Genomic DNA, 19,239 nt, shown 5'->3' with positions numbered 1-19,239 from the left:
GTCAGACCGCGGCCGGGACCGGCGGACGGCGGAGGTGGTGGTCGGTGGCCCGCTGGTAGGCCGCGCCGATGGCGAACAGCGAGGCCTCGTCGCGCGGGTGGCCGACGAGCTGCAGGCTCACGGGCATCCCGTCGACCAGGCCGGACGGCAGGACGAGCGCGGGGCTGCCGGTGAGGTTGAACGGCACCTGCGTGCGGCAGGCCGCATCGAGCCACGGCACGGTCCGGTCGCCGAGGTCGGAGACCATCTCGGGGGCGATCACCGGCGGCAGCGCCGTCATCGCGGGCGTGACGAGCGCAGCGCAGCCGGCCATCGCGGCCGCGAGCTCCTGCTGGAACAGCGGGCGCAGGCGCAGGGCCCGCAGGTAGTCGGCGGCGCTGACGAACGGGGCCGCGCCGAGCAGGGATGCGCCCATCTCGTCGCGGTCCTCGATGTGCTCCGCGTGCCCCTCGTGCAGGGAGAGCATCTCCGCGTAGATGATCCACCAGCCCGCGACGGCGGCGAGGTCGAACGTGGGCAGCTCGACGTCGACGATCTCGACGCCGAGCGCGGCCAGCTCGGCGAGCGCCTGCTCGTAGGCCTCGGCGACCCCGGGGTGCATCTCGGCCTCGAGATACCCGCGGGCGCGCGCTACGCGCAGCCCGGCCACGTCGCGCTCGAGGGCGGCGGTGAACGGGGCGTCCTCGGCCGGGAGGGTCGTGGGGTCACGAGGATCAGGGCCCGCGATGACGTCGAGCATCAGGGCGCAGTCGGCGACGCTGCGGGTCATCGGCCCGGCGTGGTCCATCGTCCAGGACAGGCCCATGACGCCGTGCCGCGGCACCCGGCCGTAGGTGGCCTTCATCCCGGTCAGGCCGCAGAAGGCACTCGGGATGCGGATGGAGCCGCCGGTGTCGGTGCCGATGGCGAGCGGCACCTGTCCCACCGCAACCGACGCCCCCGACCCCGACGACGAGCCGCCGGTGGTGCGGGTCGGGTCCCAGGGGTTGAGGGTGTTGCCGAACGTCTTGTTCACCGCGCCGCCGCAGGCGAACTCGTAGGTCGCCAGCTTCGCGACCAGCACGCCTCCGGCGTCGGCGAGCCGCTCGGCGAGCGCGGCGTCGGCCTCGGGGACGAACTCGCGGTAGAGCGCGGAGCCGCCCGTGGTGAGGATCCCGGCCGTGGCCACGATGTCCTTCAGCGCGTAGGGGACCCCTTCGAGCGGGCGGGCGGTCCCGGCCGCCCAGCGGGCGTCGGACTCCGCGGCCTGCGCCCGCGCCCGGTCGGCGAGCAGCGTGATCACGGCATTGACGTGCGGCTCGGTGGCCCCGATCCGGACCAGGCAGGCCTCGAGCGCCTGCGTCGGCGTGGCCGTGCCGGCGGCGAAGCGGGTGAGCAGCTCGGAGGCGGTGAGGTCGGCAAGACCGGCGAGGTCGGTCACCTCGGGCGCGGCGGTCACGGGCGGCCTCCCTGCTGGATCCAGGCGAGCGCGGTCGACGGCTCGGTCACCGGCTCGGTGAACGGCAGCGGCAGCGCGCGCAGGCGCTCCAGGTCGGCCCGGTAGCGGGTGTGCGCGGCGTGGGCCTGCGCGAGCCGTTCCGGGGTGAGGGAGATGTCTTGGTTGTCAGCGAGCACGGCGAACTGCTCGATCGGCGGCAGGGGCACGGGTTCCTCCAGTGGCGGTGCGGACGTGGGTCGAGAAGCCGTCTCTCCGACGGCAAGGGCCAGGACGAGGCCCGCGAGCAGCAGGCCGGCCATGCCGAGCAGGGCGCCGTCGATGCCTGCCGCGGCGATGCCCGCTCCGGCCAGTAGGCCGCCGGCGAGCATTCCGACGTCGCTCGCGATCCGGTAGGCGGCGAGCGCGGGCTCCCGGTCGGCGGCGAGGTCGACGGTCATGGCGACAGGCAGCACCCAGGTGGCGCCGACGGTGACGCCTGCGGCAAGGGCGCCGAGGGTGAACAGCACGGGGTCGCCCACGGCGGCGAGCCCAGCGGTGACGAGCGCGCCCCAGGCGAGGGCGAGCGCGAGCGGCACCCGCCGGCCCCGGCGGTCGGCCCACCGGGTGCCGAAGTGCATGACGCTGACGTCGGCCACCGCGAGGGCGAACAGCGCGGTCCCGAGCGGCACCCAGCCCATGCCGAGCTGCTCGCCGAGCAGCGGGATGAGGGTGAGCGCCAGGCCGGAGCGCACGGCCTGGCCGAGTCCCGCGAGCACGAGTACCGACCAGCGGCGGGCGCCGCGCACCCCCAGCCCACGCGGCAGCCCGATGCGCGGCCGCAGCCTCGAGGGCACCCGCGGCAGCAGCCTCCAGGCGGCGACCGCGCCGAGTACGTTCACCACGGCGCACACCGCGAACAGCAGGCGGAGCCCGTCCGCGCCGGGCACCGTCGCCGCGACGAGACCGCCGCCGAGCGGCCCGAACGCGACGCCGGCGAACCACGCCGCGTTGAAGGTTCCGATCGCGCCGCCGTGTTCCTCCTCATCGGCGAGCCGGACGGCGAGCAGCACCCCGCCGCCCATGAACAGCGCCGCGCCGAAGCCCTGCAGCACCCGGGCCAGGCCGACCACCACCCAGCTCGTGGTCACGGCGGAGAGCAGGGATCCGACGCCGAACACGAGCATCGACGCCGTCAGCGCCGCCCGGGACTCCAGGCGCGGGACGAACCGGGTGCCGGAGACGTCGACGAGCAGGAGCGAGAGCCCCATCGACGCCACGACGTACGCCGCCCACGCAGGGTGCCCGCCGAGCGCCGTCACCAGCAGGGCGGTGAACGGGGCGGTCAACCCGAACCCGACGCCGGCGAGCAGGACGACGCCGTGGAAGCGCCTGCGCAGGGACCGCTGGTCGGGTGCCGTCTGGCGGGGTGCAGTCCGAGGGACGCTCCCGGCGGTCACTGCGCCACGGGCTGTGGGGCCACCGCGGGTGCGCCGTCCCCCGGCGTCATGCCGACGGCAGCCTCGACGACCGCACCTGCCCGGAAGGTCCGCGCGTCCTCCCAGTGCGGCGCCACGATCTGGATCGACGTGGGCATCCCGGTGCCCGGGTCGACACCGCTGGGCACCGCGAGTGCCGGGTGGCCGGACAGGTTGAGCACACACGTGTTCGCGACCATCGTGGTGCCGCGCACGAGCAGCTCGGGGTCCTCGGCCGGACGGTCCAGCAGCACCGGGGCGACCTGCGGCGTCGTGGGCGTCACGAGCAGGTCGAGGTCGGTGAGCGCGACGTCGATCTGGGCGGTGAGCGCGCGGCGCAGGTTCGCGGCCTTGGCGAAGTAGGTGGAGAAGTAACTGTCGTGCAGATAGCGCCCGCCCAGGAGCCAGACCTTGAAGAACGGCGGGAACCCGTCGGCCTCCAGCCTGCGCACGAGGCCGAACGCGTGGGTCCGCTCGACGTCCACCTCGCCGAGGTGCGAGTAGCCGGCCCCGTCGGTCTGCGCGTTGAGCCAGGCCAGGTGCAGCAGCAGCGTCGTCTCGATCGCCCACGCGTCGGTCCACAGCGGCACCGACACAGGGACGACGTCGGCGCCGGCCGCCCGCAGCGCGCCGCAGGCCTCCTCGAACCCCGCCTCGACGCCCGGCTCGCAGAGCCCCGGCGCCAGGCCCTCGGCCACCACGCCGACCCGCATCCCGTCGACGCCCGCGGCGAGCACGTCGGCCGAGCTCGTCGGCTCAGGCCGCCCACGCACCCACTGCGGGTCGCGGTCGGAGTGCCCGCTCATCACGTCGAGCATCCGCGCGGTGAGCTCCACAGTCCGCGCGATCGGGCACACCGCGTCGATCGTGTGGTCCATGTACGTCAGGCCGTGCGAGGGGACGAGGCCCTGGGTCGGCTTGATGCTCACCACGCCGTTGAACGACGCCGGGATGCGCGCCGAGCCGCCCTCGTCGACGCCGATCGCGAGGTCGACCGCGCCGGATCGCACGGCGGAGCCGGACCCGCCGGACGAGCCGCCCGCCGAGCGGGCCGGGTCCACGGCGTTGCGGGCCGGGCCGTACCAGCTGGACTCGCCGGTCCCGGAGGTGGAGAAGTCGTCGAGGTTGGTCTTGCCGGTGATGGCGGCACCCGCGGCGAGCAGGCGCTCGACCACGACGGCGTCGGTGGTGGGGGTGTAGCTCAGGGTGCGCGACGCGTTGGTGATGGGGACGCCTGCAACCGCCAGGTTGTCCTTGACGCCCACGGTGAGACCGGCGAGCGGCCCCTCCGGGGCGCCCTTGACGTGGCAGCGCCGCACGAACGCGTGGAACGGGTCGTCTGCGTCGGCAGGCGGCCCGCCGGGGTCGCGGTCGGTGAACGCGAGCGGCGCGACGGGCGCGGCGAGCTCGTCGATCCGATCGACGCCCGCCAGCACCTGGTCGAGCACTTCGGCGTACTGCTGGGCCTCGCGCGGGGTGAGCGCGAGGTGCTCGGTGGCGCCGAGCGCGGTGACCTGCTCGGGAGTGGGGCGGCGGACGAATCCGCGAATCCGTCCTCGGGGCGTGCCCATGGCGATCTCCTTCTTTGGAGTAGCGGTGGTGGGCCGATGGCGGGCGCGGAGGCGTGTGCCCGCCACCGGGACTGGTCAGCCGACCGAGAGGGTCGTGAGGTCGGCGAACCAGGACTGCGGCTGCACGAACCCGTGGACGTTGGCGGCGAGCACCCGCGGGTTCTTGTCGTCGACCACGACGAGCCACGGGGAGTCCTTGCCGAGGATCGCGGCGATCTGCGCGTAGATGTCGGAGCGCGCGCTGCCGTCGAGCACGGTGCGGGCCTGCTCCAGCAGGGCGTCGACCTGCGGGTTGGAGTACTTGCCCGCGTTGATGGCCGACTGCGTCCCGAACCAGCTGCGCCAGAACCCTTCCTGCTGGTAGGACAGCGAGATGTTCAGCGCATCGGCGTTGTCCGGGATGTTGCCGACGAAGAAGTCGTTGAGCATCGCCGCCCACTCGATGGGCTTGAGCTCCACGGCGACGCCGACGGCCGCGAGGTCGGCCTGCAGCGCCGTGTTCATCGGCGTCGGCACCATGTTGCCGGAGCCGCTGGTCGGGTAGGACAGCGTCATCGTGAAGCCGTTGGGGTAGCCCGCCTCGGCGAGCAGCTGCTTGGCCTTGGCCGGGTCGTAGCCGTAGACGTCGTTCGCGGGCCGGTACGCGGCATTGGCTCGCGGCGCGAACCCGTTGGCGGGCTCGGCCGTGCCCTTGAGGATGTTGTCGACCAGCGACTGGCGGTTGATCGCCCAGTTCAGCGCCTCGCGGACCTTCGGGTTGTCGAACGGCGCCTTCGTCATGTTGAACACCCAGGGCCAGATGTGGTCGTAGGAGTTGATGAGCACCTGGTAGCCCTGCCCCTGCAGGCTCGGCACGTCGTCCGGCGGCGGCACCTCGATCCAGTTGACCTCACCGGAGCGCAGCGCGGCGACGCGGGCCGTCGGGTCCGGGATGGGCCGCAGGATGACCTTGTCGACCTTCGGCGCGCCGTTCCAGTAGTTCTCGTTCTTGGTCATCACGAGTCGCTGGCCCCGCTCCAGCGACTCGAACTTGAACGGCCCCGTGCCGACCGGGTGCTCGGCGAAGGCCTGGTTCCCGACTGCCTTGATCGCCGTCGGGCTGCCGAAGTAGACCGTGGCGAGGTCGGTGGGCAGGTAGGACCACGGGCCGTTGGTGTCGATCTGGATCGTCAGGTCGTCGACCTTGGAGAAGGTCTTGATTCCGGCGACCGAGAGCCCGCCCTGCGCGTTGAGCTCCTGGTAGAAGTTCGGGCTGTTCTTGTCGGTGTAGCGCTCCAGGTTGAAGATGGCGGCGTCGGCGTTCCACGGGGTCCCGTCGTGGAACGTCACGTTGGGCCGCAGGTGGAACGTCCAGCTCGTGAGGTCGGGGTTGGGCTCCCACGACTCGGCGAGCGCCGGCACGATCTTCGGGATCTCGGTGCCCTGGGTCAGGTCGAACTTGGTGAGGCCGTCGTAGAGCTGGTTGCCGACGAACCGCAGCCCCTCGTAGCCCTGGCCCTGGGCCAGCCCCGTGTCGAGCACGGGGATGTCGGACGCGGTCATGCCGATGATCAGGGTGTTGTCGGCGCCGCCCCCCGCGGTGGCGCTGCCGCCGCACGCCGCGAGCAGGCTCGCCAGCACGGCGGCTAGTGCGGTGATCAGGACGGGGCGACGGCGCAGCGGCCGGTCGGGCTTGCGGATGCGGGACACGGTCGTTCCTCCGGGGCGAGGGGGCGGAGCAGGCGGCAGGCGGGGGCAATCAAGGGCAAGGCAGGGCAGGGGTCATCGACGACCGGCGAGTCGGGGTGTGAGCGCGCGAGTCGGGGTCTGGGTGCGCGCGAGTCGGGGTCTGGGTGCGCGCGAGTCGGGGTCTGGGTGCGCGCGAGTCGGGGTCAGGCGGGCACGGCGGCAGGCTCTCCGACGTGGACGCAGGCGGCGCTGTGTCCGGGAGCAGCGGGCGTGAGCGCGGGCCACTCGGTGGAGCAGACGTCCTGCAGCACCGGGCAGCGGGTGCGGAACCCGCATCCCGACGGCGGGTTCGCCGGGCTGGGCAGCTCCCCGGACAGCACGATCCGCTCCCGGCCCTGGCCGGGCGTGGCCGAGAGCAGGGCGGCCGTGTAGGGGTGCTGCGGGTCGGCCCAGAGCTGGGCAGCCGGGGCGAGCTCGACCACCCGGCCCAGGTACATCACGGCGACGCGGTCGGAGATGTGCTCGACCACGGCCAGGTCGTGGGAGATGAACAGGAACGCCACGCCAGTCTCGCGCTGCAGGTCGGCCAGCAGGTTGAGCACCTGCGCCTGCACGCTCTTGTCCAGCGCGGACACCGCCTCGTCGCAAACCACGAGGTCGGGTGAGGTGGCGAGCGCCCGCGCGATGGCCACCCGCTGCAGCTGCCCGCCGGACAGCTCGTGCGGGAACCGCTCGGCCTGCGCCGCGGTGAGCCCGACCCGCTCGAGCAGCTCCAGCACCCGCGGGCGCCGCGCCGCCCGCTCGACGCCGTGCGCGCGCAGGTTGAACTCGATCGACGAGCGCACGGTGAGCCGCGGGTTGAGCGAGGTCTGCGGGTTCTGCGGCACGACCTGCAGCCGCGCCCGCAAGGCCCGCATCTCCCGCCGGCCCAGGCCCGCCAGGTCGACGCCGTCGAACCTGACGCTGCCGCTGTCGGGCGCGAGCAGCCCGAGCAGCATCTTCCCGGTCGTCGACTTGCCACAGCCCGACTCGCCGACCACCCCGAGCGTCTCGCCCCGGCCCACGGTCAGCGACACGTCCGAGACGGCCCGCACGCCGTTGCCGAACGTCTTGGTGAGCCCGGACGCCTCCAGCAGCACCTCTCCCATCACGCGGCCGCCTTGCCGTCGGGGGTCGGGTTCGCCACGGGGCAGGCGGCCGAGCGGCCGTCGGCCACGGCGAGGAGCGGCGGGTCGTCCTCCGAACAGCTGGGCCGGGCCTGCGGGCAGCGCGGGGCGAACGCGCAGCCGGGCGGGAACGCGCCGACTCCCGGCGGCGCGCCGACGATCGAGCGCAGCGCGCCGCGCTCCACACCGGGCGCGGGCAGCGAGTCGAGCAGCCCCGCTGTGTACGGGTGCCGCGGCGCGGACAGCACCTGCGCCGCCGGGCCCTCCTCCACGAGCCGTCCCGCGTACATCACGCCGATCCGGCCGCCGAAGTCGCCTGCGACGCCGACGTCGTGGGTCACCATCAGCACGGCGGTGCCCAGCCGCTGCTGCAGCTCGGCGATCAGCTCCAGGATCTGCGCCTGCACGGTGACGTCGAGGGCTGTGGTGGGTTCGTCAGCGATCAGCACCTGCGGGTCGCATGCCACCGCGATGGCGATCACCGCTCGCTGCCGCATCCCGCCCGACAGCTCGTGCGGGTAGCTGTCGGCCACCCGCTTCGGGTCGGGGATGCCGACCATCGCGAGCAGCTCCTCAGCGCGGCGCCGCGCGGATTTGCGCACGCGCTCGATCCCGTGCACGCCGAGCACCTCGGTGAGCTGGGAGCCGATCCGCCGCAGCGGGTCCAGCGCCCCCGTCGGGTCCTGCGGGACCAGCGCGATCTGGCCGCCGCGGATGTTCTGCAGCTTCGGCTCGGGCAGGCCGAGCAGCTCCTGGCCGTTCATCCGGACGCTTCCGCCGAGCTCCGCGGACAAGCCGTACAGCTGCATGATCGAGCGGGCCGTCACCGACTTCCCGCTGCCGCTCTCGCCGAGCAGCATCAGCGTCTCGCCGCGCTGCAGGCTGAACGACACCCCGCGCACGACGGGGATCCGCCGGTCGCGCCCGACGAACGTCGTCGTCAGGTCGGTGACCTCGAGCGGCAGGACCGCGCTCGCAGGTCCGTCCGCGGTGGCGGGGGCCGGCACCGTCTCCGTGGCGGTCATACCCTCGCCTCCCCGCGCACGTCGAGCAGGTCGCGCAGGCAGTCGCCGAGCACGTTGAACGCGACGGAGGCGATGAGGATCGCGACGGCCGGGATCGCGGCGAGGAACGGCGCCGAGTAGATGTACTGGGTGTGGTCGCTGACCATGAGCCCCCACTCGGCCGTGGGCGGGGAGACACCCAGCCCGAGGAAGCTCAGGCCAGCGGCGTAGACGATCGAGAGCCCGATCAGCGCCGTGCAGTAGACGACCACCGGCGGTGCGACGTTGGGCAGGACCTGGCGCACCGCGATCGCGAACCGGGTGGCGCCGCTGGCCCGCGCGGCCTCCATGTAGTCGAGGTCGACCAGGCGGCGCGTCTCGGTCTCGGCGACCCGCGCCACCGGCGGCACCAGAATCACCGCCAGCGCGATGATCGAGTTCGAGATGCCCGAGCCCAGCGCCGCCGCGATCGCGATCGCGAGCAGCACCGCGGGGAAGGCGTAGAACACGTCGAGCGTGCGCATGATCAGCCGGTGGCCCCATTTCGCGGCGAGGCCCGCCGCCACGCCGAGGCCGGTGCCGACGACGGCCGCGAACAGCACCGGGACGAGGCCGGCGAGCAGCGAGAGGCGGGTGCCGTCGACGAGGCGGGCGAGGACGTCGCGGCCTTGCCCATCGGTGCCGAGGAGGTGGCCGTCGGTTCCGGCGGCCAGCAGGCGCTGCGCCGGGTTGCCTGCGAGCGGGTCGGCGACGAGGAACGGTCCGACCACCGCGACGGCGGCGATCAGGAGCACGACGCCGCCCGCGATCCGGGCGCTGAGGGTCATCCGGCGGCGGCGCCTGGGCACGCCGTCGGTGGTGGGCGGAGCGCTCGCCAGTGCGGGCGCCTCGGTAAGGGCGGTCATCTCTTCGTCTCCTGGAGCCGCGGTCGGGGGGCGGCGGCGCTGCCGTACGGGACGGGGATGTTCTGGGCTAGGTGCGGATGCGGGGGTCCACGACCGCGTGCAGGGCGTCGACCAGCAGGTTGAGCAGCACGAACGCCAGCGCCGACAGGAGCACGCCCGCCTGGATCACCGGCAGATCGCGCTGGCTGATCGACTGGTAGACGAGCAGGCCGATTCCGGGCCAGGCGAACACCGCCTCGACGAACACCACACCGCCGAGCAGGTAGCCGATCTGCAGGCCGGCCACGGTGAGCAGCGACGGCACCGTGTTGTGGAAGGCGTGCACCATCACCCGGCGGCGGGAGAGCCCACGGGCGGTGAGCGCCTCGACGAAGTCCATGCTCATTACGTCGAGGACCGCCGAGCGGAACATCCGGGCGATGATCCCGGCGGGCACGAGCGCCGCGGTGACGGCGGGCAGGATGAGGTGGTTGAACAGGTCGACGAAGCCGCCGTCACCGCCGGGGTTGTACATCCCGCTGACCGGGAAGAGCCCGGCGCCCGCAGCCAGGTAGATGATCAGCAGCAGGCCGACCGAGTACTGCGGCACCGAGATCGAGAACAGCGCGAACGCGTTGCCGATGCGGGCGAGCGGCCCGGTGCGGCGCAGCGCCGTCAGCGCCCCGACCACCACCCCGAGCACGATCGCGAGCAGTGCCGCGGCCGCCGTCAGGATCAGGGTGTTCACCAGCGCGTCGAGCACCATCGGCGCGACGTCGCTGCGGCGCGCGATGCTGGTGCCGAAGTCGCCGACCGCGGTGTGCCCGAGCCAGGCGAAGTACTGCACCGGCAGCGGGTCGTTCAGGCCGAGCCGCTCTGTGAGCGCCGCGCGCGCCTCCGCCGAGCCGGTCGGTCCCAGCAGCGACGCGACCGGGTCCCCGGGGATGATCTTGATCGTGATGAAGACGACGATCGAGACCCCGAGCAGGATCGGGATGGCAGTCAGCAGCCGACGTCCGACGAACGTGAGCATCACACCTCCTCTCGCAGCGGCTGCCGCGGCACGGGGACCTCGAGGGGGAGGTCGCGCCGAGGGAGCTGGGTGATCAGGGCGATCCGGTCGCCCCGCACGCGCGAGACGCCGTACTCGAGCGGCCGGCCGGCCGCGTCGCGGATGAGCCGCTCGAAGAGCATCAGTGGCGCGCCCGGGACGATGTCGAGGAGACCGGCCACGAGCTCGTCGGCCAGCGTGGCCTCGACGGCCCAGTCACTCACGCCCAGCTCGTGCCCTGCGGCCTCGTACACCGCGTACCACTCCGCGACCTCCGAACCACGCTCCACCGCGGGCAGCAGCCACAGCGGGACGTAGGCGGTGCAGACGTAGTACGGCTCGTCGTCGAGCGAGGTGAGGTACTCGACGACACCGCATGTCGAGTCACGCGGAATCTGCAGCCGGTCGGCCACCCGCGGGGCGGCGGTCTCCCGGCTCACCCCGAGCACCCGGTTCGACGCCACTGTGCGCGGCGGGCCGTGCAGGTGCCCGAAGTCGTGGCGCACCTTCGAAGCCACCGAGAACGTCCCCGTCCCCTGGACGCGCTTGACGAGGCCCTCATCGCGCAGCAGCGCCAGCGCGTCTCGGACGACCTGCCTGCTGGCGGAGAAAGACAGCATCAGCTCGGCCTCGCCAGGCAGCGCTCCCGCCGGGAACTCCTCGTGGATGATGGCGGCGCGGAGCAGGTCGCGGACCCGCCGAGCGGCACGGGACCGGCGCTGGGTGCGGGGATCGATCCTGGGCTGCGGCATGGGGATTACAGTGCGTAACCCCAGTGTCCTCTGACAGGCCGACGCCGTAACGCCATCGTTAAGCCGGAAACCCGCCGATGAGACGGGGCGTGAGCTGCGGCGATGCGCGGATACATCACCGAAACGCCGGATACGCGGGCGATTCGCCGGGACTCACGCCCGCAAGTTGATCACTTCTCGGGCGGGACAACGTCCCGCGAGGTGAGGTCATCCACAACCAGCCCGGTACCGATGCCGAGGAGCCACACGTCCTTCGCGAGCGGGACGCCCTGCTGGGTCGGCCGCAGGCTGCCCCGCTGCCGCATGCCGGGCACCCGCACGTACAGCCCGAGCAGCCCGGCCGAGAAGGCCGTCAGCCCCATGCCCGCGACCAGCGCGGGAACGACCGGCAGCACCAGGGCGGCGCCGAGCGCGATCTCGGTGCCCGCGAGCACCTTCAGGAAGGTCCGCGCGTCCATCTTCTTGACGAACGGATAGGCGGTGGCAGCGAAACCGTGCAGCTCGGCGGCAGTCTGCTCGTCGGCCTGCCACTTCTCGACGCCGGTGTTCACGATGTAGGCCCCTGCGGTCAGGCGCATCGGGAGCTGGCGGAGCGTGCGAGTCGGTGCCATGACGCCTCCTCGAAGGTGGAGCCGGTGGGGTACCCAGGTCCGGTCACGCGTACCGGGTCAGCACCACCCAGGTTGTGGTCCGCACCGTCTCGCGCCAGCCGGATATCCGGTCGAGCACCGCGTCCAGCTCCCCTGCCGTCGCGGCCGTGACCAGCACCATCAGGTCGTACTCGCCGGTCACCGTCTCCACCTCGCTGAGGCCGGTGAGCCCCCCGAGCCGCCGGACGTACCCGGCGACATCCGACGTGCGGACGACGATCCCGACCCTGGCCCGGTGTGCCGCGGCCGCACCCGGCATCACGATCTCGGCGTGGTAGCCGCGGATCACCCCGTCCCGTTCGAGGCGCTGGACGCGCGCGAGCACGGCGGTGCGAGAGAGCCCGACGCTGCGCGCCAGCTTCGCGATCGGCGCGCGCCCGTCTGCGGTCAGGAGCACGAGCAACCTGTGGTCCAGGTCGTCGAGCTGACGATCCGTCGGCGTCACGGCGGACATGGTGGCACTTCGCCGCCCAAAACCGACGCTCGGCGTCGTGCGTCGTCAGGATCGCGTCAAGACACTTGACCCATGCCCGTGACCCAGCCCGCGCCCGTCCACGCGACCCGCGTTCACGAGACACTGCGTCGCCACATGCTCGTGGACGGCTTCGACCTCGTGCTCGACACCCGCGCGAGCCGCGGGTCCTGGCTTGTCGACGCCCGCGACGGCACCCGCCACCTGGACATGTTCAGCTTCTTCGCCTCTGCTCCGCTGGGGATGAACCACCCCGCGCTGACCGAGGATCCGGCCTTCCTAGCCGAGCTCACCGAGGTGGCGGTCAACAAGCCGTCCAACTCGGACATTTACACGGTGCAGATGGCGGCGTTCGTCGAGACGTTCCAGCGGGTGCTCGGCGATCCGGCGCTGCCGCACATGTTCCTCGTCGAGGGCGGGGCGATGGCGGTGGAGAACGCGCTGAAGACCGCGTTCGACTGGAAGCGGCGGCACAACGCCCTGCACGGGCGGCAGGCCGAGCTGGGCACGAAGGTGCTGCACCTGCGGCGGGCGTTCCACGGCCGCAGCGGCTACACGATGTCACTCACCAACACCGAGCCGGTGAAGACGGCGCTCTACCCGACCTTCGACTGGCCGCGCATCGACGTCCCCGCCATCCGGTTCCCCATGGACGTCGCGGAGGTCGAGGCCGCCGAGCACAAGGCACTCACGCAGGCCCGCGCAGCCTTCGCCGCGCATCCGCACGACATCGCGTGTTTCATCGCCGAACCGATCCAGGGCGAAGGCGGTGACAACCACATGCGGGGTGAGTTCCTGCGCGCGATGCAGGCGCTCTGCCACGAGCACGCGGCTCTGTTCGTGCTCGACGAGGTGCAGACCGGTGGCGGGATGACCGGCACCGCGTGGGCCTACCAGCAGCTCGGCCTCCAGCCCGACGTCGTGGCGTTCGGCAAGAAGCTGCAGGTCTGCGGGATCATGGCGGGCGGGCGCGTGGACGAGGTGCCCGACAACGTGTTCCGCGTACCGTCCCGGATCAACTCGACGTGGGGCGGCGGGCTCACCGACATGGTCCGGTCGCGGCGCTACCTGGAGGTGATGGAGTCGGACGGGCTGATCGAGCGGGCCGCAGTGCTCGGCAAGCGGTTGCTGGACGGGCTGGCGGCGATCCCGGGGGTCGACAACGTGCGCGGCCGCGGCCTGTTCGTCGCGCTCGACCTGCCGCGCGCCGAGGCGCGCGACGCGGCGCTCACCCACCTGCACCGCACCGAGCACGTGCTGATCCTCGGTGGCGGGGAGCGCTCGATCCGGTTCCGGCCCGCCCTGACCATCACTGAGGACGACCTGGACCTCGCCGTCGCGGCCATGGCACGGGCGGTGCGGGCGTGACCATGCGGGAGATCGGGTCGTTCGTCGACGGCAAGTGGCGCGACGACTCCCCCGGCGGCCGGCTGGAGTCCACCGACCCTGCCCGCGGCATGCCCGTGGCGGAGGCCCTGCTCGCCGACGCCGACCTGTTCGTCGAGGCCTGCCGCGCAGCGCGGGAGGCGCAGCGCGGCTGGGCCGCCGTCCCGGCGCCGGTGCGCGGGCGGGTGATCGAGCAGATCGGCCGGCTGGTCGAGGCCAACAAGGACGCGCTCGCAGCGCTCGTCACCCGCGAGATCGGCAAGCCGGTGGCGGAGTCGCTGGGCGAGGTGCAGGAGGTGATCGACACCTGCACGTTCTTCGCGGGCGAGGGACGGCGGCTCTACGGGCAGACCGTGCCGAGCGAGATGCCGGACAAGCAGCTGTTCACCTTCCGCGTGCCCGTCGGAGTGACGGCGATCGTCACGGCAGGGAACTTCCCGGTCGCCGTGCCGTCCTGGTACCTCGTGCCCGCGCTGCTCTGCGGCAATGCGGTGGTGTGGAAGCCCGCGGAGTACACGCCCGCGATCGCGCACGCGTTAACCGAGCTGTTCGTCCGCGCCGGGCTGCCCGCGGGTGTGCTCAACACCGTGCTCGCCGACGGCCCCACCACGTCCGACGGCCTCGCCGCGGCACTGGACGCCGGGCTCGTCGACAAGATCGGCTTCACCGGCTCGTCCGCCGTCGGCGTGCGGATCGGGGAGCTGGCCGGGCGCCACCTGCAGACCCCTTGCCTGGAGCTGGGCGGCAAGAACCCGCTGGTCGTCATGCCGGACGCCGACCTCGACCTCGCCGTCGACGGAGCCCTCTTCTCCGGCTTCGGCACGGCGGGCCAGCGCTGCACGTCGCTGGGCACCGCGATCGTGCACGCGGCGGTGCACGACGAGTTCCTGCGCAGATTCGACGCCGCCGTCCGCGGCGCGGTGATCGGCGACCCGACCCGGTCGGACGTGCTGTACGGGCCGATGATCTCGGCGCGGTTCCTGGAGGCGTTCGAGCGCCACCTGGGGCTGGTCCGCCCGCACCACGCCCTGCACGGCTCCACCGGCACCGGCCGCATCACGGCCGCCAACCCGCGGGAGGGCTTCGCAGGCGACGCGGAGGCGGGCGTCTACGCCCACCCGACGATCGTCGCCGGGGTGCGCGTCGACGACGAGATCGCGAACACCGAGACGTTCGGGCCGATGGTGGGGGTGGCGGCGTTCGAGGAGTTCGACGAGGCCGTGGAGCTCGCCAACGGGCACGGCTACGGGCTCTCGGCGTCGATCTACACGTCCACGCCCGTGCACGCGTTCCGGTTCCGGGAGCGGGTGAGCGCGGGCATGGTGAGCGTCAACAACTCGACGTCCGGTGCGGAGGCGCACCTGCCCTTCGGGGGCAACGGCCGCTCGGGCAACGGCAGCCGCCAGTCGGGGGTGTGGGTGCTCGACCAGTTCACCCGCTGGCAGTCGATGAACTGGGACTACGCCGGCACGCTGCAGAAGGCCCAGATGGACACCCAGACCGTCGCAGGCGACCCGGACTTCCGACTCCCGTAGGCGCGGCTACTCGGCGGTGTCATAGACCGACACACCCCGCTCCTGCCATGCGCGCAGCAGTTGCCGGTCGCCCGACGCGGCCACGAGGTCGTCCTCCAGCAGCTGTTCAGCGGCCACGCAGTGCACGGCATCGTATCCACGCAGCGCGGCCCCGTGCGCCGCGTCCGCTGCCGCTCGCACCAGCCGATCGTCGACCTCGATCACGTCGAGCTCGGACCACACCACGTCGAGGAGCTCGCGTGCCTGCTCGTGCCGTGCCGCGTCCAGGCGCCCCATGCGGCGCCCTTGTGCCAGTGCCGCCGCTGCCTCGACATACGCCAGGCGGCAGGACACCACGTCATCGGCGTCGTCCCAGAACCGCCGGCACGCCGCGCTTGTCGGTTCGTCGACCAGCAGCGGCACGATCGCCGACGTGTCGAGGTAGCCGATCACCGTCGCTGTTCGGGGAGGAGGTCGGAGACTGTTCCGCCGCCCTCGACGGGCTGAGGAGCCGGCCGCTTGCGCCGCGATGCGGGCCGCACCCGCCCTTCGGCGCGGAGCTGCTCCAGGCGGGTGAGCCGCTCGACCGGAACGATCCGCGCGATGGGCCGGCCATGGTCGGTGACGGTGACCGTGCGCCCCTCACGGACATCGGCGAGGTGTTTGCTCAGGTTGTCGCGCAACTCGCGGATACCGATCTCCATCGCCGCTCCCTGTGGTCACACTGGTGCAGCCGATTGTAGCCACTTCTGCCAGTGTCGGCGGCGAGACGGCACAGCGACACGGCGTCATCGACGAGGGCTTCGAGACCCACAAGAAGGGCCGCAAAACCTCAGGTCCCACCGTCCAAGTGGGACCTGAGGTTTCGCTTTCGGGCTATGCCGCGGGGTCAGTGGACGACGTCGTAGACCAGTTTCTGGATGCCGTTGGGATAGGACTCGCTCTCGAGCACCTTCAGCGTGCTCTTGTCGACGTCGGAGTCGCTGAACAGCCGCTTGCCCGCGCCGAGCAGGACCGGGAACACCAGCAGGTGGTAGCGGTCGATCAGGCCCGCGTCGGACAGGTTGCGGTTCAACGTCGCGCTGCCGTGGACGATGATCGGCCCGCCCTCGGTCGCCTTCAGGGCTGCCACCTCGTCCAGGGACCGCAGGATGCTCGTCTCGCCCCAGTTGTCCACGAGGTCGTCGTCGCTCAGCGTGGAAGACACGACGTACTTGGGCAGCGCGTTGAACCCGGCGAAGTCCTCGGTCATCGTCGGCCAGACCGGGCTGAACGCCTGGTAGCTGACCCGGCCCATCATCATCGCGGCGGCCTCATCCTGCTCGCGGCCTTTGAGTTCGTAGGCCTCGGGCAAGAACTCGATGTCCTTGAACGTCCAGCCGGCGTTGCGGTAGCCCTCCTCCCCGCCGGGGGCCTCGACGACGCCGTCCAGGGAGACGAAGGCGGTAGTGATCAGGGTGCGCATGGCTTCTCCTCACAGTCGAGTTGATCTCCTCACCTGTAGCGTCGAAGACCGGCACGCACGTTCGACATGGCCGACGGACCTTTTCTTCTCGGTGCTCGAAGTTCGTGCCGGCCGTGGGGAGCGGCTTCGGCGGCAGGCCCTGGTAGATGTCCTTCAGCACGCCGAACCGGCAAGTACCGCCCGCGATGAGCAGCCACGATGCGGTGCGTCGCGGACGACGCCCCGCCCCCGCTTCCCGGTGATGCCGCGATGGACACTGTCGGGGTGACCGAAGCCGCTCGCTCGCGCCCAGACCGGCTCGGCGTGCACGTGCTCGCCGACATCGTCGACGTGGCAGACCCCGCGTGCTTCGACCCGGCCTTCCTCGTCGACGCGTTCCGCGACGCCCTGCACGAGGCGGGCGCGACGATCAGGCGCACGCTCGTCGAGGAGTTCACCCCGCACGGCCTCACCGTCATGGTCGTGCTGGCCGAGTCGCACGCGTCACTGCACACGTGGCCGGAGCGGCGGACCGTCTTGATCGATGTCTTCACCTGCGGGCCGGTGGCTCCGCTGCCCGTGGTCGAGCTGTTCGCGGCGAAGCTCGGCCCGTGCCGCGTCGAGGTGGCGCAGGTCGACCGGGGTGCCCGGACCCCGCGGCCCACCGGGTCCGCCGGACCGGACTGACAGCCGTCAGCTGTGGCGCAGCCCGAAGGGCAGCACCGAGCGGGCGCGCAGGGCCTCGGCGTCGAGGGAAGCCGGCCGGAAACCGAGCTGCCCCAGCCGAGTCGTCATCTCGCCCACAGGATCCGGCCCGCCGGCCCGCCGGCCGGTCAGGAACGCCCACTCGTGCTCGTCGCTGACGTACGGCACCACCTGCGCGAATACCTCGTGAAAGCGGTCCAGCGCCGCGCGCAGCGTGCCGTCGCGCCACAGGGCGGGGCTGCCGGCCTGGGACACCACGACCCCACCGTCGGTGAGCAGCTCGGCGCAGCGGCGGAGGAACGACGCGCTGTAGAGGCGGTTGAGCTGCGCCCCAGGCTCGTCCGGCCGCTCGTCGGGCAGGTCGACGACCACGATGTCGTAGCGGCCGGCCGCGTCCTCGACGAACGCCAACCCGTCGCCGTAGTGCACGCGCACCGGCCCGTCACCCCGCTCGGCAGCGGTCAGCTCGTCGACCGAGTAGCCGTAGGGCAGGTGCTGGGCGCAGGCGCGGACGCACTCCGGGTCGATGTCGACGTGGTCCACCACCTGCGCTCCGGTGGCGAGGGCCAGCTGGGAGACGACACCCTCGCTCGATCCGACCACCAGCACCCGGTCGCGCTGCGCGGCGAGCAGCGCGGCCGGCACGAACAGGGCCTCGTGGTAGACGAGCTGCGTCACCTCGGCGCTCTGCCGCTCCTCGTCGCAGAACAGGGTCGTGCCGTGCGCGGTCTCGGCGATGAGCACGCGCTGGAACGGGGTCTTGGCCTCATGGTGGACGGCGCCCAGCCGCCAGTGCCGGGTGAGCCCCGCACCGAGCGCCTCGACGACCTCGCGGTCGGGCATGAGCCGCACGGTAGCGGCGACCTACACGACGTGAACTGGTAGGGGCGCGAAGCCGTTGAACCCGACCGAGCCGTAGGACGCCGTGTAGGCGCCGGTGGCGAGCAGATCCACCACGTCACCCGCCTCCAGGGAGAGCGGCAGCGGGCAGGGCGTCCGGCGGTAGAGCACGTCGTCGCCGTCGCACGTCGGCCCGGCCAGGACGACGGGCTCACACGGGCCGGTCCGGGCCGGAACCCGCAGGCGGTACGCGATGGCCTCGCCCTCCGTCTCGGCCAACCCCGTGTAGCGGCCGACATCCAGGTACACCCACCGGCGGCTCTCCACGCCGGGCCGGCGCGAGACGCGCAGGACCGTCGAGCGGACCACCCCGCCCTCGGCGACGAGCGCGCGGCCGGGCTCCAGCTGGAGCTGCAGGCCGTCGATCTGGCCGCTCCCGACCGCCGCGTCCACGGCCGATCGGATCGCCGCAGCGAAGGCCGGGAAGGCCGGCACGGGCTCGCGATAGGCGACCGGGAACCCGCCGCCGACGTTCAGGACGGGTCGGCGCAATCCGGCGTCCGCGGCGACCGCGAGCGCCTCGCCCACGCCCGCGGCGAACGCCTCGGGCCGGACCTGCTGCGAGCCGGCGTGGAAGGCCACGCCGGCCGCGACGAGGCCCGCGGCCGACACCGCCCCGAGCAGCCGAACGGCCTCGTCGCGGGCGGCGCCGAACTTGGCGGCGAATGGGGTGGCGGACCCCGCGTCGGACACGAGCAGCCTGACGAGCACCGGCGAGCCGGGCGCGTGCTCGGCGAGGACGTCGATGTCCTCCGCGCTGTCCGTGACGTACTGCCCGATCCCGGCCGCGTAGGCCGCGGCGGCGTCCGCCGGGCCGCGTACGGGGTTGCCGTAGCTGATCAGCGCCGGGTCAGCGCCGGCGTCGAGCGCGAGCTCGACCTCGCCCGTGCTCGCGACATCGAACCCGCAGCCGAGTGCAGCGAGCGTCTGCAGGACCTCCGGCTGCGGGCAGGCCTTGACCGCGAAGTACGCGCCCGCACCCGGGAAGGCCGCCGTCAGCGACCGATACTGCTCAGCAGCCACCGACGGGTCGAGGGCCAGGAACGGTGTCCGGCGGTCGGTCCGGGCCAGGAAACGTTCGAGCGCCGGGGTCAGGTCGGTCACGCCGAGATCCTCCGGCCCGCTCCGCTCGAGCGTGACTCGGGGGGTCGCGGGCCAGCCGCTCGACGAACACCGCGGC

At 72.6% G+C, this 19,239-nt stretch carries 19 protein-coding genes; 3 read left to right on the top strand and 16 right to left on the bottom strand.

What is annotated here, in order from left to right:
* Window position 1: 1 nt before the first annotated feature.
* The 11 genes from ABD143_RS25290 to ABD143_RS25240 all read right to left on the bottom strand — a co-directional run bounded on the left by ABD143_RS25290 (window position 2) and on the right by ABD143_RS25240 (window position 12,083).
* Complete coding sequence (locus ABD143_RS25290) at window positions 2-1,438, bottom strand: amidase (protein ID WP_343983292.1); 1,437 nt, start codon at window positions 1,436-1,438, stop codon at window positions 2-4.
* Entirely contained in the window at window positions 1,435-2,874 is a 1,440-nt protein-coding gene (locus ABD143_RS25285) for an MFS transporter (protein ID WP_343983289.1), read from the bottom strand. The genes ABD143_RS25290 and ABD143_RS25285 overlap by 4 nt, the downstream gene beginning before the upstream one ends.
* A complete protein-coding gene (locus ABD143_RS25280; protein WP_343983286.1) occupies window positions 2,871-4,463 on the bottom strand; it encodes an amidase family protein in 1,593 nt (530 codons plus the stop codon). Before ABD143_RS25280 ends, ABD143_RS25285 begins: the two co-directional genes overlap by 4 nt.
* A gap of 75 nt (window positions 4,464-4,538) precedes the next feature.
* On the bottom strand, window positions 4,539-6,152 hold the full coding sequence (locus tag ABD143_RS25275; RefSeq protein WP_343983284.1) for an ABC transporter substrate-binding protein: 1,614 nt from the start codon (window positions 6,150-6,152) through the stop codon (window positions 4,539-4,541).
* Window positions 6,153-6,334: 182 nt separating this feature from the next.
* Window positions 6,335-7,279 carry an ABC transporter ATP-binding protein gene (locus tag ABD143_RS25270; protein WP_343983282.1) on the bottom strand — a complete coding sequence of 315 codons (945 nt, stop codon included), beginning with the start codon at window positions 7,277-7,279 and terminating at the stop codon, window positions 6,335-6,337.
* Window positions 7,279-8,322, bottom strand: coding sequence for an ABC transporter ATP-binding protein (locus ABD143_RS25265; protein ID WP_343983280.1), 1,044 nt, complete (start codon window positions 8,320-8,322; stop codon window positions 7,279-7,281). Before ABD143_RS25265 ends, ABD143_RS25270 begins: the two co-directional genes overlap by 1 nt.
* Window positions 8,319-9,206, bottom strand: coding sequence for an ABC transporter permease (locus ABD143_RS25260; protein WP_343983277.1), 888 nt, complete (start codon window positions 9,204-9,206; stop codon window positions 8,319-8,321). The genes ABD143_RS25265 and ABD143_RS25260 overlap by 4 nt, the downstream gene beginning before the upstream one ends.
* Window positions 9,207-9,273: 67 nt before the next feature.
* Complete coding sequence (locus ABD143_RS25255) at window positions 9,274-10,218, bottom strand: ABC transporter permease (RefSeq protein ID WP_343983275.1); 945 nt, start codon at window positions 10,216-10,218, stop codon at window positions 9,274-9,276.
* Window positions 10,218-10,988, bottom strand: a complete 771-nt coding sequence (locus ABD143_RS25250) for a GntR family transcriptional regulator (RefSeq protein WP_343983273.1) — start codon at window positions 10,986-10,988, stop codon at window positions 10,218-10,220. Before ABD143_RS25250 ends, ABD143_RS25255 begins: the two co-directional genes overlap by 1 nt.
* Window positions 10,989-11,158: 170 nt before the next feature.
* A complete protein-coding gene (locus ABD143_RS25245) occupies window positions 11,159-11,599 on the bottom strand; it encodes a hypothetical protein (protein WP_343983270.1) in 441 nt (146 codons plus the stop codon).
* 43 nt (window positions 11,600-11,642) lie between these two features.
* Window positions 11,643-12,083: an Lrp/AsnC family transcriptional regulator gene (locus ABD143_RS25240; protein WP_343983268.1), complete on the bottom strand. Its 441-nt coding sequence runs from the start codon at window positions 12,081-12,083 to the stop codon at window positions 11,643-11,645.
* 81 nt (window positions 12,084-12,164) lie between these two features.
* Between ABD143_RS25240 and lat the strand changes: the two genes are divergently transcribed.
* Both lat and ABD143_RS25230 read left to right on the top strand, forming a co-directional pair.
* Window positions 12,165-13,478, top strand: a complete 1,314-nt coding sequence (gene lat / locus ABD143_RS25235; RefSeq protein ID WP_343983264.1) for an L-lysine 6-transaminase — start codon at window positions 12,165-12,167, stop codon at window positions 13,476-13,478.
* Window positions 13,479-13,480: 2 nt separating this feature from the next.
* Window positions 13,481-15,031 (top strand): aldehyde dehydrogenase family protein, encoded by a 1,551-nt coding sequence (locus ABD143_RS25230; protein ID WP_343983979.1) that lies wholly within the window; start codon window positions 13,481-13,483, stop codon window positions 15,029-15,031.
* A 6-nt stretch (window positions 15,032-15,037) separates the two neighbouring features.
* Here ABD143_RS25230 and ABD143_RS25225 read toward each other — a convergent pair whose 3' ends face one another.
* The 3 genes from ABD143_RS25225 to ABD143_RS25215 form a co-directional block, all read right to left on the bottom strand.
* Window positions 15,038-15,463 (bottom strand): type II toxin-antitoxin system VapC family toxin, encoded by a 426-nt coding sequence (locus tag ABD143_RS25225; RefSeq protein ID WP_343983261.1) that lies wholly within the window; start codon window positions 15,461-15,463, stop codon window positions 15,038-15,040.
* Entirely contained in the window at window positions 15,460-15,714 is a 255-nt protein-coding gene (locus ABD143_RS25220) for a type II toxin-antitoxin system Phd/YefM family antitoxin (protein WP_343983258.1), read from the bottom strand. The genes ABD143_RS25225 and ABD143_RS25220 overlap by 4 nt, the downstream gene beginning before the upstream one ends.
* Before the next feature lie 185 nt (window positions 15,715-15,899).
* On the bottom strand, window positions 15,900-16,475 hold the full coding sequence (locus tag ABD143_RS25215) for a dihydrofolate reductase family protein (RefSeq protein WP_343983255.1): 576 nt from the start codon (window positions 16,473-16,475) through the stop codon (window positions 15,900-15,902).
* Window positions 16,476-16,739: 264 nt separating this feature from the next.
* Here ABD143_RS25215 and speD point away from each other — a divergent pair, with 264 nt between their 5' ends.
* The gene (gene speD, locus ABD143_RS25210) at window positions 16,740-17,141 is read left to right on the top strand and encodes an adenosylmethionine decarboxylase (RefSeq protein WP_343983252.1); all 402 of its coding nucleotides are present in this window, start codon (window positions 16,740-16,742) and stop codon (window positions 17,139-17,141) included.
* Between the two features lie 6 nt (window positions 17,142-17,147).
* On the opposite strand, the gene ABD143_RS25205 is transcribed toward speD, so the two are convergent.
* Window positions 17,148-18,002, bottom strand: coding sequence for a spermidine synthase (locus tag ABD143_RS25205; protein ID WP_343983249.1), 855 nt, complete (start codon window positions 18,000-18,002; stop codon window positions 17,148-17,150).
* A gap of 21 nt (window positions 18,003-18,023) precedes the next feature.
* On the bottom strand, window positions 18,024-19,163 hold the full coding sequence (locus tag ABD143_RS25200; RefSeq protein ID WP_343983246.1) for a type III PLP-dependent enzyme: 1,140 nt from the start codon (window positions 19,161-19,163) through the stop codon (window positions 18,024-18,026).
* Window positions 19,164-19,239: the final 76 nt, after the last annotated feature.

It is taken from the genome of Pseudonocardia aurantiaca (assembly GCF_039526725.1).
In the GTDB taxonomy this organism is placed as follows: Bacteria; Actinomycetota; Actinomycetes; order Mycobacteriales; family Pseudonocardiaceae; genus Pseudonocardia; species Pseudonocardia aurantiaca.
The sequence above is the reverse complement of the archived record's forward strand: the minus strand, read 5'-3'. Positions and strand labels throughout refer to the sequence as shown.